General features: G+C 61.6%; 16 protein-coding genes. 10 read left to right on the forward strand and 6 right to left on the reverse strand.

What is annotated here, in order from left to right:
• Positions 1 to 280 precede the first annotated feature (280 nt).
• The 8 genes from AC07OF_RS08420 to AC07OF_RS08455 all read left to right on the forward strand — a co-directional run bounded on the left by AC07OF_RS08420 (position 281) and on the right by AC07OF_RS08455 (position 7,323).
• The gene (locus tag AC07OF_RS08420; protein ID WP_157190791.1) at positions 281 to 1,618 is read left to right on the forward strand and encodes an OprD family porin; all 1,338 of its coding nucleotides are present in this window, start codon (positions 281 to 283) and stop codon (positions 1,616 to 1,618) included.
• A 158-nt stretch (positions 1,619 to 1,776) separates the two neighbouring features.
• Positions 1,777 to 2,415 (forward strand): peroxiredoxin, encoded by a 639-nt coding sequence (locus AC07OF_RS08425; protein WP_038605590.1) that lies wholly within the window; start codon positions 1,777 to 1,779, stop codon positions 2,413 to 2,415.
• A 200-nt stretch (positions 2,416 to 2,615) separates the two neighbouring features.
• Positions 2,616 to 3,209 carry an NADPH-dependent FMN reductase gene (ssuE, locus tag AC07OF_RS08430; protein ID WP_157190792.1) on the forward strand — a complete coding sequence of 198 codons (594 nt, stop codon included), beginning with the start codon at positions 2,616 to 2,618 and terminating at the stop codon, positions 3,207 to 3,209.
• Between the two features lie 93 nt (positions 3,210 to 3,302).
• On the forward strand, positions 3,303 to 4,268 hold the full coding sequence (locus AC07OF_RS08435) for a sulfonate ABC transporter substrate-binding protein (RefSeq protein ID WP_157190793.1): 966 nt from the start codon (positions 3,303 to 3,305) through the stop codon (positions 4,266 to 4,268).
• A 58-nt stretch (positions 4,269 to 4,326) separates the two neighbouring features.
• Positions 4,327 to 5,475 (forward strand): FMNH2-dependent alkanesulfonate monooxygenase, encoded by a 1,149-nt coding sequence (gene ssuD / locus AC07OF_RS08440; RefSeq protein WP_157190794.1) that lies wholly within the window; start codon positions 4,327 to 4,329, stop codon positions 5,473 to 5,475.
• A gap of 10 nt (positions 5,476 to 5,485) precedes the next feature.
• A complete protein-coding gene (gene ssuC / locus AC07OF_RS08445; RefSeq protein WP_157190795.1) occupies positions 5,486 to 6,280 on the forward strand; it encodes an aliphatic sulfonate ABC transporter permease SsuC in 795 nt (264 codons plus the stop codon).
• Positions 6,277 to 7,089 carry an aliphatic sulfonates ABC transporter ATP-binding protein gene (gene ssuB / locus AC07OF_RS08450; protein ID WP_495072762.1) on the forward strand — a complete coding sequence of 271 codons (813 nt, stop codon included), beginning with the start codon at positions 6,277 to 6,279 and terminating at the stop codon, positions 7,087 to 7,089. Before ssuC ends, ssuB begins: the two co-directional genes overlap by 4 nt.
• An 18-nt stretch (positions 7,090 to 7,107) precedes the next feature.
• Entirely contained in the window at positions 7,108 to 7,323 is a 216-nt protein-coding gene (locus AC07OF_RS08455) for a TOBE domain-containing protein (protein ID WP_010221227.1), read from the forward strand.
• A gap of 113 nt (positions 7,324 to 7,436) precedes the next feature.
• On the opposite strand, the gene AC07OF_RS08460 is transcribed toward AC07OF_RS08455, so the two are convergent.
• The 4 genes from AC07OF_RS08460 to AC07OF_RS08475 form a co-directional block, all read right to left on the reverse strand.
• Complete coding sequence (locus AC07OF_RS08460) at positions 7,437 to 8,063, reverse strand: TetR/AcrR family transcriptional regulator (RefSeq protein ID WP_157190797.1); 627 nt, start codon at positions 8,061 to 8,063, stop codon at positions 7,437 to 7,439.
• A gap of 1 nt (position 8,064) precedes the next feature.
• Positions 8,065 to 9,651 carry a glutamate--cysteine ligase gene (gshA, locus tag AC07OF_RS08465; RefSeq protein WP_157190798.1) on the reverse strand — a complete coding sequence of 529 codons (1,587 nt, stop codon included), beginning with the start codon at positions 9,649 to 9,651 and terminating at the stop codon, positions 8,065 to 8,067.
• A 153-nt stretch (positions 9,652 to 9,804) separates the two neighbouring features.
• Entirely contained in the window at positions 9,805 to 10,188 is a 384-nt protein-coding gene (locus AC07OF_RS08470; RefSeq protein WP_157190799.1) for a PaaI family thioesterase, read from the reverse strand.
• Positions 10,188 to 12,506: a Tex family protein gene (locus tag AC07OF_RS08475; protein WP_157190800.1), complete on the reverse strand. Its 2,319-nt coding sequence runs from the start codon at positions 12,504 to 12,506 to the stop codon at positions 10,188 to 10,190. Before AC07OF_RS08475 ends, AC07OF_RS08470 begins: the two co-directional genes overlap by 1 nt.
• A gap of 240 nt (positions 12,507 to 12,746) precedes the next feature.
• Between AC07OF_RS08475 and ompR the strand changes: the two genes are divergently transcribed.
• Positions 12,747 to 13,487, forward strand: coding sequence for an osmolarity response regulator transcription factor OmpR (ompR, locus tag AC07OF_RS08480; protein ID WP_045180947.1), 741 nt, complete (start codon positions 12,747 to 12,749; stop codon positions 13,485 to 13,487).
• Positions 13,488 to 13,614: 127 nt separating this feature from the next.
• Positions 13,615 to 14,928, forward strand: a complete 1,314-nt coding sequence (locus AC07OF_RS08485; RefSeq protein WP_038605623.1) for an ATP-binding protein — start codon at positions 13,615 to 13,617, stop codon at positions 14,926 to 14,928.
• Here the strand turns inward: AC07OF_RS08485 and rimK are convergent.
• Positions 14,925 to 15,830: a 30S ribosomal protein S6--L-glutamate ligase gene (gene rimK / locus AC07OF_RS08490; RefSeq protein ID WP_038605625.1), complete on the reverse strand. Its 906-nt coding sequence runs from the start codon at positions 15,828 to 15,830 to the stop codon at positions 14,925 to 14,927. The genes AC07OF_RS08485 and rimK overlap by 4 nt on opposite strands.
• On the reverse strand, positions 15,827 to 16,309 hold the full coding sequence (gene rimB / locus AC07OF_RS08495) for a retropepsin-like aspartic endopeptidase RimB (RefSeq protein WP_157190801.1): 483 nt from the start codon (positions 16,307 to 16,309) through the stop codon (positions 15,827 to 15,829). The genes rimK and rimB overlap by 4 nt, the downstream gene beginning before the upstream one ends.
• Positions 16,310 to 16,405: the final 96 nt, after the last annotated feature.

The following is a 16,405-nucleotide window of genomic DNA, read 5'->3' on the forward strand; positions in this document are numbered from 1 at the left end:
ACCTTTAGGAATTAGCTTGTGTGTCGATAACGACAGCGGAGAAAATTTCGGTGCATATTCCGTAATAATCTGAAAAATTACGAAATAAGTCTTTTTGGATTTATAGGATTGTCATTATCCTTGACCCCAAGGGCTGGCGCATTAGACCAAAGTCGTGAAATGAATGGTTACGATTGACTTGACGGTCACGCTTTGGTGCTAATCGCCAATCGACGTCGAGCAGGGCAATAGATCCTGCCGTAAGCGACACACAAGAATTAGAAACGTAGAGGAGCAAAACATGTACAAGTCGACCTTGGCACTCGCCGTGGCCGTAGGGGTTCTGGCCCAGCAAGCGAATGCCGCCGGTTTCGTTGAGGACAGCAAGCTGTCGCTCAGTTCGCGGACCATGTATTTCAATAACGACAACCGTGACGGTGGCTCTGACAACCGCGAGTCCGGTCAGGGCTTCAAGCTCGACTACATCTCGGGCTTTACTGAAGGTACCGTAGGTTTCGGTGTCGATGCACAAGCGCTGTGGGGCATTCACCTGGATGGCGGTAAAGGCCATCACCCGGACAACAGCAGCTTCTTCCCAAGCGACACCGATAAGTCGGCTGAGAGCCAGTGGGGTCGCTTTGGCGCCAACGCCAAAGCGCGTTTCTCCAAGACCGAAGTCCACTTCGGTAGCGCTCTGGCGCCGAACCTGCCAATCCTGGTCTCCAACGATGGCCGTCTGCTGCCGCAAACGTTTGAAGGCGGCACTATTCAGACGAAAGAAATCGACAACCTGACCCTCAATGCCGGTCAACTGACCCACGCCATGGGTCGTGCGTCGAGCAACCGTACTGGTCTGTCCGTCTCCGGCGCAACTCAGGACAGCAACAAGTTCCAGTTCGCCGGTGGCGACTGGAAGGTCACCAAAGACCTGACCTTGCAGTACTACTACTCGAACCTGGAAGACTTCTACAAGCAGCACTTCCTGGGCCTGGTTCACGTCTACCCGATCGCCGAAGACCAGTCGTTCAAGACTGACCTGCGCTACTTCGACAGCAGCAGCGATGGCAAGAACGGTCAGACCGGTTATGCCTTCGACAACAACAAGGGTTTTGCCAAGAACAAGGGCGAGGTCGACAACAAGACCTGGAGCGCCATGTTCACCTATACCCTTGGCGGCCATGCCTTCCTGCTGGGTCACCAGCAGATCGGTGATGACGGTGGTTTTGTCTGGGCGAACCAAGGCGGTGTGACTAAAGACGGTACTACCAACACAAGCACCGAAGGTAACGCTGGCGCCAGCTTCTACCTGTTCACCGACAGCATGATCAACCAGTTCGCCAAAGCCGGTGAGAACACCACTTTCGGTCAATACTCCTATGACTTCGCACGCCTGGGCGTACCGGGTCTGAAGACCTCGGTTTCCTACCTGCGCGGCGATGACATCAAGAGCGCCAAGAACGGCAGCAGCTATCACGAATGGGAACGCGATGCGCGCATCGACTACGTCATTCAGGAAGGCACCCTCAAAGGCCTGGGCGCCAGCCTGCGTCACGGTGTGTACCGCGGTGCTGGTAACGAAGCCAGTGCTGACCAGGATCAGACCCGCCTGATCTTCAACTACACTTACAGCTTCATGTAAGTCCGGTTGAAACAAGAAGCCTCGCTCGATGCGAGGCTTTTTTATGCCTGCTGGTTTATAGGTTTAAAAGTTATAAATAAATCGATATTTATTCTTTTTGTTTTTATCCCGGTGCAGGCACAGTAATCCCATAACGAACCCAGCCAAGGAGCCGCACCATGAGCCTCAGACTCGGCGACATCGCCCCCGACTTCGAACAGGAATCCAGCGAAGGCAAGATCCGCTTTCATGAATGGCTGGGCAACAGCTGGGGCGTGCTGTTCTCGCACCCGGCCGACTTCACCCCGGTGTGCACCACCGAGCTGGGCTTTACCGCCAAGCTCAAGGAACAGTTCGCCGAGCGTGGGGTCAAGGCCATTGCCCTGTCGGTGGACCCGGTGGACTCCCATCACCGCTGGATCGAAGACATCAACGAAACCCAGAACACCATCGTCAACTTCCCGATCCTGGCCGATGCCGATCGCAAGGTTTCCGACCTCTACGACCTGATTCATCCCAACGCCAGCGACACCCTGACGGTTCGCTCCCTGTTCGTCATCGACCCGAACAAGAAGATCCGCCTGACCATTACCTACCCGGCCAGTACCGGGCGTAACTTCCACGAGATTCTGCGGGTGATCGACTCGTTGCAGCTGACCGACAACCACAAGGTCGCCACGCCGGCCAACTGGCAGGACGGTGACGAGGTGGTGATCGTGCCGTCGCTCAAGGATGAGGACGAAATCAAGCAACGCTTTCCGAAGGGTTACCGGGCGGTCAAGCCGTACCTGCGCCTGACCCCGCAACCCAATCGCTGATCTTTAGCCATAGCAGGGATTTTGGGCCGTTTCGACGGCCCTTTTTTATTGGCTGTCTGTGAAATTTGCATAGGCAATAAAGGAATAAACAAATGAAAAAATATGATTTATTGGTATATGTGTCGAGCTGTTAAGGTCACTGCATTCCAGCGAGAACTCAAACTCGCGGCCTTTTAGAACACGATCAAGGATGCGCTCCAATGCTGGTTGTTTCTCTCGGTGGTAGTCCCAGTCTGCGTTCACGCTCCGGTGTGCTGCTCGAGCGCAGCCGCCAGTGGTTGCAAGGCCAGGGCGTTGAAGTGGTGACTTTCCAGGTGCGCGACTTTCCGGCCGAAGACCTGCTGCATGCGCGTTTCGACAGCCCCCGGGTGCAGCATTTTCTGCAACTGGTAGAGCAGGCCGATGGCCTGGTGGTGGCGACGCCGGTCTACAAGGCGTCGTTTGCCGGAGCCTTGAAAACCCTGCTCGATCTGCTGCCTGAGCGCGCGTTGAGCCACAAGGTGGTATTGCCCATCGCCACCGGCGGCAGCATCGCCCACATGCTGGCGGTGGATTACGCACTCAAGCCGGTGTTGTCTGCGCTCAAGGCCCAGGAAACCCTGCAAGGGATCTTCGCGGATGACAGCCAGATCACTTATGGCGAAGGCAATGCCGCCGCACAATTGGCTCCGGTTCTGGAACAACGTCTGAACGAGTCGCTGGAACTGTTTCACAGTGCCCTGGCACGCCGGCCGAAACCGGTCGCCCCCGGTGTACTGAATGAGCGTCTGCTCAGTGCTCGCTGGAGCATCTGAGCCGCACCACCCGATTTTCTGCAATTCCCACCTTACTCGCCCGCCAACGGGCAAGCAGGTGCAGCCTGAACCCAACAGCAAAAGGAGAGCGCTATGCGCACTGTCATTTTGCGTCGTGGTCTGGTCGCTCTGTTTGCTGCGGCTGTGTCCTTCGGCGCCATTACTCAAGCCCAGGCTGAAAGCCTGCGTATCGGTTATCAGAAATACGGCACCCTGGTGCTGCTCAAGGCCAAGGGCTCGCTGGAGAAGCGCCTGGCCGCTCAGGGCATACAGGTGCAATGGACGGAATTTCCCGGCGGCCCGCAGTTGCTTGAAGGCCTGAACGTCGGCTCCATCGATTTCGGTGTGACCGGCGAAACCCCGCCGGTGTTCGCCCAGGCAGCCGGTGCCGATCTGCTGTACGTGGCCTATGAGCCGCCTGCGCCGCACAGCGAAGCGATCCTGGTGCCCAAGGGCTCGCCGATCCAGTCGGTCAAGGAACTCAAAGGCAAGAAAGTCGCGCTGAACAAAGGCTCCAACGTGCACTACCTGCTGGTGCGCGCTCTGGAAGATGCCGGCCTCAAATACACCGACATCCAGCCGGTGTTCCTGCCCCCTGCCGATGCCCGCGCCGCCTTCGAGCGTGGCAGCGTCGATGCCTGGGTGATCTGGGACCCCTATCAGGCCGCTGCCGAACAGCAGTTGCAGGCCCGCACCCTGCGGGACGGCAAAGGCATCGTCGACAACCACCAGTTCTACCTGGCGACCAAACCCTACGCGCAGAAGCACCCTGAAGTGATCAACACCCTGGTCGAGGAAGTGCGCGCCGTAGGCGAGTGGTCCAAGGCCAACCCGCAGGAGGTCACCGACCAGGTCGCACCGCTGCTGGGCCTGCCGGCCGACATCACCCTGACCTCGGTCAAACGCCAGGGCTATGGTGCTCACTTCCTGACCCCGGACGTGGTCAGCGCCCAACAGAAAATCGCCGACACCTTCCATACGCTCAAGCTGATTCCCAAGCCGCTCAGTATCAAGGATGTGATCTGGACTCCCCCGGCCAAGGTCGCTACCGCGCCTTGACGATTCGCCCGTGCCGGGACGCAGTCCCGGCTTGCGTTCCCCTTAGGAGACAACTCCAATGAGCCTCAACGTTTTCTGGTTTCTTCCCACCCATGGCGACGGCCAGTACCTGGGCACCGCCGAAGGTGCGCGAGCAGTCGATCACGGGTACTTGCAGCAGATTGCCCAGGCTGCCGACCGCCTGGGCTTTGGCGGCGTGCTGATTCCGACCGGGCGTTCCTGCGAGGACTCCTGGCTGGTCGCGGCGTCGCTGATACCGGTGACTCAGCGTCTGAAATTTCTGGTCGCGCTGCGTCCGGGCATCATCTCGCCGACCGTGGCGGCACGGCAGGCGGCAACCCTGGATCGTCTGTCCGGAGGCCGGGCGTTGTTCAATCTGGTCACCGGTGGTGATCCGGAAGAGCTCTCGGGTGACGGTCTGTTCCTCAGTCATGAAGAGCGCTACCAGGCGTCGGTGGAGTTCACCCGTATCTGGCGTCGGGTGCTGGAAGGCGAAACCGTCGATTACGACGGTCAGCACATCCAGGTCAAAGGCGCCAAGCTGCTCTATCCGCCGATCCAGCAACCACGTCCGCCGCTGTACTTCGGTGGCTCTTCAGAGGCTGCACAGGATCTTGCCGCCGAGCAGGTCGAGCTGTACCTGACCTGGGGTGAGCCACCGCAAGCGGTTGCCGAGAAGATCGAGCAAGTTCGCGCCAAGGCCGCCAAGCAAGGCCGCAGCGTGCGCTTCGGGATTCGTCTGCATGTGATTGTGCGCGAAACCAATGCCGAGGCCTGGCAGGCCGCCGAACGCCTGATTTCCCATCTGGACGACGACACCATTGCCCGCGCCCAGGCGTCGCTGGCGCGCTTTGATTCGGTGGGCCAGCAGCGCATGGCCGCACTGCACGGCGGCAACCGTGACAACCTGGAAGTCAGCCCCAACCTCTGGGCCGGGGTCGGTCTGGTGCGTGGCGGTGCCGGCACGGCGCTGGTGGGCGATGGCCCGACCGTGGCGCAGCGGGTCAAGGAATATGCCGCACTGGGCATCGACACCTTCATCTTCTCCGGTTATCCACACCTGGAAGAATCCTACCGGGTGGCGGAGCTGCTGTTCCCGCATCTGGATGTGGAGCGCCCGGAACTGCCGAAAAGCGGTGGTTACGTGAGCCCCTTCGGCGAGATGGTCGCCAACGACATCCTGCCCAAATCCGCAGCACAGCGCTGAGGACCTGGCCATGAGTCGAGCATCCACTCCCTGGCCGCAGCGCCTGGCGCCCTGGGCGCTGCCGCTGTTGCTGTTGGCGGTCTGGCAATTGGCAGTCAGCGTCGGCTGGTTGTCGACGCGTATCCTGCCGGCACCGAGCGCGGTGTTCAGCGCCGGTGTCGAGCTGGTGCGCAGCGGCGAAATCTGGACCCACCTGGCAATCAGTGGCTGGCGCGCCGCGCTGGGCTTCCTGATCGGTGGCGCAATCGGCCTGGCCCTGGGCTTTATCACCGGTCTGTCGAAATGGGGTGAACGCCTGCTCGACAGCTCGGTGCAGATGATCCGTAACGTTCCGCACCTGGCGCTGATCCCGCTGGTGATTCTGTGGTTCGGCATCGATGAGTCGGCGAAGATTTTCCTGGTGGCCCTGGGCACCCTGTTCCCGATTTACCTCAATACCTACCACGGCATCCGCAACGTCGATCCGGCGCTGGTGGAAATGGCGCGCAGCTATGGCTTGTCCGGCTTCGAGCTGTTTCGCCAGGTGATTCTGCCCGGTGCCTTGCCTTCGATCCTGGTCGGTGTGCGCTTCGCCCTGGGCTTCATGTGGCTGACCCTGATCGTTGCCGAAACCATTTCGGCCAACGCCGGCATCGGCTACCTGGCGATGAATGCCCGTGAGTTTCTGCAGACCGACGTGGTGGTGCTGGCAATTGTTCTTTATGCCGTGCTCGGCAAGCTTGCCGACCTGGCCGCGCGGGGCCTTGAGCGGGTCTGGCTGCGCTGGCACCCGGCCTATCAACCGACCCGGGGAGAGGGCGCATGACCATCCTCAAAGAACCACCCGCACGGCTATTGCGCGGCATACCGCTGGCGGCGCACAACCTGCAGAAAACCTTTGGCCAGCGCCAGGTACTGCGTGACATCGAGCTGCATATTCCTGCCGGACAGTTCGTCGCCATCGTTGGGCGTAGCGGTTGCGGTAAAAGCACCCTGTTGCGTTTGCTTGCGGGGCTCAACCAACCCAGCGGCGGCGAGCTGCTGGCAGGTTCGGCGCCATTGAGCGAGGCACGCGAAGACACCCGGCTGATGTTCCAGGAAGCGCGGCTGTTGCCGTGGAAAAAGGTGATCGACAACGTCGGCCTGGGCTTGTCCGGCAACTGGCGCCCACAGGCGTTGCAAGCCCTGGAGGCAGTCGGCCTGGCCGAACGTGCCAACGAGTGGCCGGCGGCGCTGTCGGGCGGGCAAAAGCAGCGCGTGGCCCTGGCCCGTGCATTGATCCACCAGCCGCGTCTGTTGTTGCTCGATGAACCGTTAGGCGCGCTGGATGCCCTGACCCGTATCGAAATGCAGCAATTGATCGAGCGGCTCTGGCGCCAGCACGGCTTCACCGTCCTGCTGGTGACCCACGATGTCAGCGAAGCGGTTGCCGTCGCAGACCGGGTGATTCTCATCGAAGACGGTGAAGTAGGCCTGGACCTGATCGTCGACCTGCCACGCCCTCGTGTGCGTGGCTCCCATCGCCTGGCGGCGCTGGAAACCGAAGTTCTCAACCGCGTGCTCTCGGTGCCGGCTGCACCGCCCGAGCCGGAACCCGTAGCACCTTTGCCAACGCAGCTGCGTTGGGCTCATTGACCTGAAGGAAGCAAGCAGATGACCATCAAAGCGATCAACGTACGTAACCAGTTCAAAGGCACCGTGAAGGAAATCCTCGAAGGCCCGGTGCTCTCGGAAATCGACGTGCAGACGGCGTCGGGTATCGTCACCTCGGTGATCACCACCCGTTCGGTGCGCGAGCTGGAACTGACCATCGGCAGTGAAGTGATTGCCTTTGTGAAGTCGACTGAAGTGTCGATCGCCAAGCTCTGAAATTTCAGCTCGATTGCGACCGCCTTGCGGTCGATCGCAGGCTTCGCCAGCTCCCACAAAGTCCTGGCCCATGCAGACTTCTGTGGGAGCCGGCCTTGCCGGCGATAGGGCTGTCAGCGTTTAGGCAGGAAAGGCGGCAGATACAACCCCAGATACGCATCAAACACCCGCATTCCTTCCTCCGCCATACGCGGCGTGATTTGCCCATGCAGTTGCACCGAGCGGGCATACACCCGATCACCCAGCTCCATGGCCAGGGCAAATACATCGACATCATCGGGCAGCACCGGTAACTGGAAGTGCTGGGCGAACAGCTTGTGCATCAGGTCGCCCAGTTCGATGTCGTGTTGACGGTCGGCCTGGGTCACTTCGCTCAGGCCATGCTGGGCGAGGATCAACTGACGGGCTGCGGCATCCTGGTTGTAGATGCTCAGCATGCGCTGTTCGACCAGGCGCGAGAGGTCGTGCCAGGTGTTCAGCGTGTTGGCTTCGATCGGCTCGGCCAGGCACGCCCGGAAGGCGCCATGCACATCGGCGGTCAGGGCCTCGAGCAGGGCCGGGACACTGGCGAAAAAGTGATACACCGAGGACGGCGGGATTTGCGCCCGCTCGGCGACGCTGTAGATCGACAGGCTGGCCACGCCTTCGCTGGCCAGCAGGGTACGCGCCGCCTCGAGGATCGAGTCGATCCGCGCCTGACTGGCGGCGCGGGGTTTGCGTGTGGAGACAGTCCGGCTCATGTCAGTTGCTGATTGCCAGGATGCTGGCCTGATAAGCGCTGACGAACAGGTCGAAGTCGCCCTTGTCCTCTTCGCGCTCAAGTCTGGCCTGGGCCTCCAGGGATTCGCGCGCCGCTGTTTCGAAGCGCTGCTGCTCGTCCGCCGGCAGGGCTTGGGCGCGGAAGAACTCGGCATGTGCCTGGCTCTGGCGCAAGGCAAAGCGGCTGAAGCTTTCCTTGTGTTCAGTCATGCTCGCCAGGACCTGGGCCGACGGCGTCAGGGACGGGTCGCTGACCTTGGCCTTCTGCAGTTCAAGCGCCTTGGCGTGTTCTTCGCTGTCCAGGCTGCGGTCGAGCAGCGCGGCCAGTGGCGCAATCCGCTCAAGCAGCTCATTGGCCCATTCCTTGAGTTCCACCGGCTTGCCGTGGCGTTGCAGCACCAGGCCCGGGCGGCGACCTTCCTTGACCACACTGAGGAAGTTGCCCGTGCAGTTGCCGCATTCCAGGTAACCCAGCAGCGGGCTGTCTTCCAGGGCGCAGAACAACAGGAAGGCGTCGAGGAAGCGCGATTCTGGCAAATCGATGCCGGTCGGCAGGAACGGGTTGATGTCCAGGCACCGCACTTCGACGTACTGGATACCGCGGGCCATCAGGGCCTGGATCGGCCGCTCACCGCTGTAGGTCACGCGTTTGGGGCGGATGTTGGAGTAGTACTCGTTTTCGATCTGCAGGATGTTGGTATTGAGCTGCACCCATTCACCATCCTTGTGCGTGCCGATTTCGACATACGGCGCATACGGGGTGGCGACGGCCTTGCGCAGGCTGTCGGTGTAGCTGTTCAGATCGTTGTAGCAAGGCGTCAGGCCGGCCTGGGCGTTGCTCTGGTAACCCAGGTCGCTCATGCGCAGGCTGGTGGCGTACGGCAGGTAGAGGGTATCGGCGTCGAACTGCTCGAGCTGATGCGCGCGGCCGCGCAGGAAGCCGGCATCCAGCGCCGGCGAGGCGCCGAACAGGTACATCAGCAACCAGCTGTAACGGCGGAAGTTGCGGATCAGGGCGATGTAGGCCGCCGACTGATACGCGCGGTCATCGAGGTTGCTGCCTTCAGCGCTACGCAGCAGCGGCCAGAGTTTTTCTGGCAGCGAGAAATTGTAGTGAATCCCGGCAATGCACTGCATGGTGCGGCCGTAACGCAGGGCCAGGCCCTTGCGGTAGACGTACTTGAGCTGACCGATGTTGGAATCGCCGTACCAGGCAATCGGAATGTCTTCCTCGGCCGGCAGCGGGCAGGGCATCGACGGGCTCCACAGGTATTCGCTACCCAGCTTGGAGTAGGCGAAGCGGTGGATGTTCTCCAGGCTTTCGAGGGTCTGCGCCGGGTCGGCCAGGGCTGGGGTGATGAACTCCAGCAGCGACTCCGAGTAGTCCGTGGTGATCTGCTCGTGGGTCAACGCCGCGCCGAGAGCCTCGGGGTGCGGGGTTTGTGCCAGGCGACCGTCCTCGGTCACACGCAAGCATTCGCGCTCGATGCCGTGCAGGCACTGCTTGAGCAGGGAGAGGTTGTCGCCTTGGCCGAGCAGGCTCAGGCGGCGGTTGAGAAGTTCGCTCAAGATGGATTCCTTCACGCGTCAGTCGCCCCAATATGGGGGTGGAAATGACGGTCTACAAGGGTGGACAGAGGAACTGGCGTTGTCGCCTGGTTTTGGCCGGCTTTCGGCAGTGCCTGCGCTCTGCCGAAAGTATCGCAATTTGGCTGTTTGCGGCTAGAGGACGACGAACGTTCCCTGCGCTTTTGCCACCAGCTTGTCGTCCTGAAGTACTTCAGCGTCGACCACCAGGGTGCGCCGCCCGGCATGCAGCACCCGGGCTATACAGCGCACCTCACCTTCGCTGACTGCGCGCAGGTAGTTGATCTTGCATTCCAGGGTCACGCTGTGCTGATCGAAGCCATGGGAACTGGAGCAGGCCAGCCCCATGGCGGTATCGACCAGGCTGAAGATCGCCCCGCCGTGCAGCTTGGCGCCGCGGTTGCGCAAATGCGGCTGCAGGGCGAGGGTCATTTCTGCAACCCCCGCTTCCAGACGTTGCAGGCGGCAGCCAAGCAGCTGGCTGAAGGCGCTGAGGACGACCTCTTGCGGGGTCTCCATTACTTCTTCTTCAACTGTTTGGCGTTGGCAAACAGCGACGCCATGGCGTTGTTGGCCGGGGCCGGGGTTTCTTTGGTGCGGGCTGGAGCGCCCTGTTGGCGTGGTGCCGAGCCTGGACGGCTGCCGCGGGCGCCGTCGATCTTCTCGCCCGGGGTGTCGCTCATGCGCATCGACAGGCCGACGCGTTTGCGCGGGATGTCGACTTCCATGACCTTGACCTTGACCACGTCGCCAGCCTTGACTGCTTCACGCGGGTCCTTGATGAACTTCTCCGACAGCGCCGAGATGTGCACCAGGCCGTCCTGGTGCACGCCGATGTCGACAAAGGCACCGAAGTTGGTCACGTTGGTCACCACGCCTTCGAGGATCATCCCCAGTTGCAGGTCCTTGAGGTCCTCGACGCCTTCCTGGAACTCAGCGGTCTTGAACTCGGGGCGCGGGTCGCGGCCGGGCTTGTCCAGTTCCTGGAGAATGTCGGTGACGGTGGGCAGGCCGAAGGTTTCGTCGGTGAATTTCTTCGGGTCCAGGCGCTTGAGGAAACCGCTGTCGCCGATCAGCGAACGGATGTCGCGGTCGGTTTCGGCAGCGATGCGTTGCACCAGAGGATAGGCCTCAGGGTGCACCGCCGAGGCGTCCAGCGGGTTGTCGCCGTTCATTACGCGCAGGAAGCCGGCGGCCTGTTCGAAGGTTTTTTCGCCCAGGCGGCTGACTTTTTTCAATGCCGCACGGGTTTTGAACGCACCGTTGGCGTCGCGGTGGCTGACGATGTTCTGCGCCAGGGTGCTGTTGAGGCCGGAAATCCGCGCCAGCAGCGCCACCGAGGCAGTGTTGACGTCGACGCCGACGGCGTTCACACAGTCCTCGACCACGGCGTCGAGGCCGCGCGCCAGCTTGAGCTGCGAAACGTCATGCTGGTACTGGCCGACACCGATGGATTTCGGATCGATCTTCACCAGTTCCGCCAGCGGGTCCTGCAGGCGGCGGGCAATCGACACGGCGCCACGGATCGACACGTCGAGGTCCGGGAATTCGCGGGCAGCCAGTTCCGAGGCCGAGTACACCGAAGCGCCGGCTTCGGAGACCATGATCTTGGTCATTTTCAGTGCTGGGTATTTTTTGATCAGCTCGGCGGCCAGCTTGTCGGTCTCGCGGCTGGCGGTGCCGTTGCCGATGGCAATCAGCTCTACCGAGTGCTTGGCGCACAGGGCGGCGAGGACGGCGATGGTCTGGTCCCACTGGTTTTTCGGCACGTGCGGGTAGACCGTGGCGGTGTCGAGCAGTTTGCCGGTGGCATCGACCACTGCCACCTTGCAACCGGTACGCAGGCCCGGGTCAAGGCCCAGGGTCGCGCGCGGGCCGGCTGGCGCGGCGAGCAGCAGGTCGTGCAGGTTGTGAGCGAAGACGTTGATCGCCTCGCCTTCGGCATTGTCGCGCAACTCGCCGAACAGGTCGGTTTCCAGGTGGCTGTAGAGTTTGACCTTCCAGGTCCAGCGCACCACTTCGCCCAGCCATTTGTCGGCAGGACGGTTTTGATTCTGCAGGCCGAAACGCTCGGCAATCATCATCTCGCACGGGTGCAGGGTGCCCGGCAGCTCTTCGCCGACCTTCAGCGACGCGGCCAGGACGCCTTCGTTGCGGCCACGGAAAATCGCCAGGGCGCGGTGCGACGGCACGCTCTTGAGCAGTTCATCGTGTTCGAAATAGTCGCGGAACTTGGCCCCTTCCTCTTCCTTGCCGGCCACCAGGCGGGCGCTGAGCACGGCTTCCTGCTTGAGGAAGTTGCGCAGCTTGTCGAGCAGGCTGGCGTCTTCGGCAAAGCGCTCCATGAGGATGTACTTGGCGCCTTCGAGCGCGGCCTTGACGTCGGCCACGCCTTTTTCGGCGTCGACAAAACGTGCGGCTTCGGCTTCAGGGCTCAATTGCGGGTCGTTCAACAGACCATCGGCCAGCTCGCCGAGGCCGGCTTCCAGGGCGATCTGGCCCTTGGTGCGGCGTTTTTGCTTGTAAGGCAGGTAGAGGTCTTCGAGGCGGGTCTTGGTGTCAGCCAGCTTGATCTCGCGGGCCAGCTCCGGGGTCAGTTTGCCTTGCTCTTCGATGCTGGCCAGGATGCTGGCGCGGCGGTCGTCCAGTTCACGCAGGTAGCGCAGGCGTTCTTCCAGATGGCGCAGTTGGGTGTCATCCAGGCTGCCGGTCACTTCTTTACGGTAACGGGCGATAAAAGGCACCGTCGAGCCTTCATCCAGCAGGGCCACGGCCGCTTCGACCTGTTGTGGGCGGACACCGAGTTCCTCGGCGATGCGGCTGTTGATGCTGTCCATAAAACCACCTGACAAATTGTGAAAACAAAGGCCGCGGGCGGGCGCCATGGGGCACCCGGAGCAATGCGGCGCTGGCTGAAAGCGGCGCATTATACCCAGCGCGCCGGACTTGCGGTGATAGCAGCGCGCCAGCTCCTGACCAGGCAGAACTGGCGCACCGGGAAAAATCTGCTAACAATGCACACGGCACGGCCAATGGCGGCTAAGCCATAATGCGTGCCGAGATTAGAGGAGTTATTCATGAGCAGCACTGCACAAACCGCTGAAGGCGAAAAAATTCTCATCGTCGATGACGACCCGGGCTTGAGCAGCCTGCTGGAACGTTTCTTCACCAGTAAGGGCTATCGCGCCCGTGCAGTACCCAACACCGAACAGATGGACCGCCTGCTGGCCCGTGAGGTTTTCAACCTGGTCGTTCTCGACCTGATGCTGCCTGGCGAGGATGGTCTTACTGCCTGCCGTCGCCTGCGCGCCGCCAACAACCAGATCCCGATCATCATGCTCACCGCCAAGGGCGACGAACTGAGCCGGATCAAGGGCCTGGAACTGGGGGCCGACGATTATCTGGCCAAACCGTTCAACCCCGACGAGTTGATGGCGCGGGTCAAGGCCGTGCTGCGTCGTCAGGCCCCCGCAGTACCGGGCGCACCGGGCAGCGAAGATGAAACCGTCACCTTCGGCGACTATGAGTTGTCGCTGGCGACCCGTGAACTCAAGCGTGGCGAAGAAGTGCACATGCTCACCACGGGTGAGTTCGCCGTGCTCAAGGCGCTGGTCATGCATGCTCGCGAGCCGCTGACCCGCGACAAGCTGATGAACCTGGCCCGTGGCCGTGAATGGGATGCCCTGGAGCGTTCCATCGACGTGCAGATCTCCCGCCTGCGCCGGATGATCGAACCCGACCCGTCGAAGCCGCGCTATATCCAGACCGTCTGGGGCGTTGGCTACGTGTTTGTACCGGATGGCAATGCCAGCAAGTGATGTTTCGAGTGTAGGAGCCAGTCACCGCAAGCAGGGCGGACCTTCGGGTTGCCCTGTTTTTGCGTGTGCCGAGATCCGCAAAGCCTGCGAGCCATGCTCGTTCCTGCAAAGTGTGTAGCCGTTGTTAATGAAAACGCCCCTGTGGTTCCCGCAAAGCTTCTTCGCCCGCACCCTCTGGCTGGTGCTGATAGTCGTGCTGTTTTCCAAGGCCCTGACCCTGGTTTACCTGCTGATGAACGAAGACGTGCTGGTCGATCGTCAGTACAGCCACGGGGTGGCCCTGACCCTGCGTGCCTACTGGGCTGCCGATGAGTCCGACCGTGACAAGATTGCTGAAGCGGCAGGATTGATCCGGGTGGTCGGCTCCGGTGTGCCGGAAGGTGAGCAGCACTGGCCGTACAGTGAAATCTACCAGCGTCAGATGCAGGCCGAGCTTGGCGCCGATACCGAGGTACGCCTGCGCATTCACGCGCCGCCGGCGCTGTGGGTAAGGGCGCCGAGCCTGGGTGATGGCTGGTTGAAAGTGCCGCTGTATCCACATCCGCTGCGCGGCCAGAAAATCTGGAGCGTGCTCGGCTGGTTCCTGGCCATTGGTCTGTTGTCCACGGCCTCGGCCTGGATCTTTGTCCGCCAGCTCAACCAGCCGCTCAAACGTCTGGTGTTTGCCGCCCGGCAACTGGGGCAGGGGCGCAGTGTGCGCTTGCCGGTCAGCGATACGCCGAGCGAGATGACCGAGGTTTACCGGGCCTTCAATCAGATGGCCGAAGATGTCGAGCAGGCCGGACGCGAGCGGGAGTTGATGCTGGCGGGTGTGTCCCACGACCTGCGTACGCCCCTGACCCGTTTGCGCCTGTCCTTGTCGTTGCTGGCCAACGAAAGCGACCTGACCGACGACATGGTGCGGGACATCGAAGACATGGACGCGATCCTCGACCAGTTCCTCGCCTTCATCCGTGATGGGCGTGACGAACCGGTGGAAGAGGTCGACCTGAGCGATCTGGTGCGCGAAGTGGTCGCGCCGTTCAATCAGCCTGAAGAGCGGGTGCGTTTGTGTCTCGAGCCGATTCCGCCATTCCCGCTGCGCCGGGTGTCGCTCAAGCGCATGCTCAACAACCTGATTGGAAATGCCCTGTATCACGCCGGTAAAGGGGTTGAGGTGGCGGCCTACGTATCGGGTGACAGCAGTGCGCCTTACGTGGTGCTCAGTGTGCTGGACCGGGGGGCGGGCATCGATCCGAACGAGCTGGAAGGGATCTTCAACCCGTTCATTCGTGGTGACCGTGCCCGCAGCGGCAAGGGCACGGGGCTGGGGCTGGCGATCGTCAAGCGAATCGCCGCCCAGCATGGCGGCAATGTCGAGCTGCGCAACCGCTCCGGCGGCGGCCTTGAAGCCCGGGTACGCCTGCCGCTGGGGCTGTTGCTGCCGCGCGACGCGGTTTAGCCCTTACCTTTGGTGCGGGTCAGGTTTGGCCCGCCGTTCTTCTCCAGATGCTCGATGATCATCCCTGCCACGTCCTTGGCAGTGGTGACCTCGATGCCCTCAAGCCCAGGTGACGAGTTCACCTCCATCACCAGCGGGCCGTGATTGGAGCGCAGGATATCCACGCCAGCGACGCTCAACCCCATGACCTTGGCCGCGCGGATGGCGGTCATGCGCTCTTCCGGGGTGATCTTGATCAGGCTGGCGCTGCCGCCGCGATGCAGGTTGGAGCGGAACTCGCCGGGTTTGGCCTGGCGCTTCATCGAGGCAATGACCTTGTCGCCGACCACGAAGCAGCGGATATCGGCGCCGCCGGCCTCCTTGATGTATTCCTGGACCATGATGTTCTGCTTCAGGCCCATGAACGCCTCGATCACCGACTCGGCCGCCTTGGTGGTTTCACACAGGACCACGCCGATGCCCTGGGTGCCTTCGAGTACCTTGATCACCAGCGGTGCGCCGTTGACCATCTGGATCAGGTCGGGGATATCGTCGGGAGAGTGGGCAAAGCCGGTGACCGGCAGGCCGATACCACGGCGTGACAACAGTTGCAGGGAGCGCAGTTTGTCACGCGAACGGGCGATGGCCACCGACTCGTTCAACGGGAACACACCCATCATTTCGAACTGACGCAGCACCGCGCAGCCATAGAAGGTCACCGAGGCCCCGATGCGCGGGATCACCGCATCAAAGCCTTCCAGGGGCTTGCCGCGGTAGTGGATCTGCGGCTTGTGGCTGGCGATGTTCATGTAGGCGCGCAGGGTATCGATCACAACCATTTCATGGCCTCGTGCAGTACCGGCTTCAACCAGACGACGAGTGGAATACAGACGCGGGTTTCGCGACAGCACGGCGATCTTCATGCAACACCTGTGGAAGGAGAAATAGTGGCCGGAAATGCCGGCTTGTCCTGAACGTACTTGAGGCCCGGATTGACCACCAACTGGCCATGGATCAGGGCTTTGGAACCGAGCAACAGGCGATAGCGCATGGCCTTGCGGCAAGCCAGGGTGAATTCCACTTGCCAGACCCGGTCACCCAGCGCCAGCGGTGTGCGGATCACGTAGCGGATTTGCGCCTGGCCATTGGAGCTCTTGATGGTTTTCATCGTCACCAGCGGCGCCTCGCAACGCCGGTGACGTAGCTGCACGACCGAGCCCAGGTGCGCATTGAAGCGCACCCAGGGCTCGCCGTTGCGCTCGAAAGGCTCGACCTCGGTGGCATGCAGGCTCGAGGTGCTGGCGCCGGTGTCGATCTTGGCGCGCAGGCCGGCCACGCCGAGGTCGGGCAAGGCTACCCACTCGCGCAGGCCAATCACAGTCAAATGGTCAAATGTCTTCAAATTGCTCAACCAGCATAAAAAGTCGCAAGGCCGGAACCGGCGTGCGCGACAGGTCGGTGAACTGTAAGCACGCCGCAGTTTTTTTGCATCCGCCAG

This window comes from Pseudomonas sp. GW821-FHT10B02, from assembly GCF_059415665.1.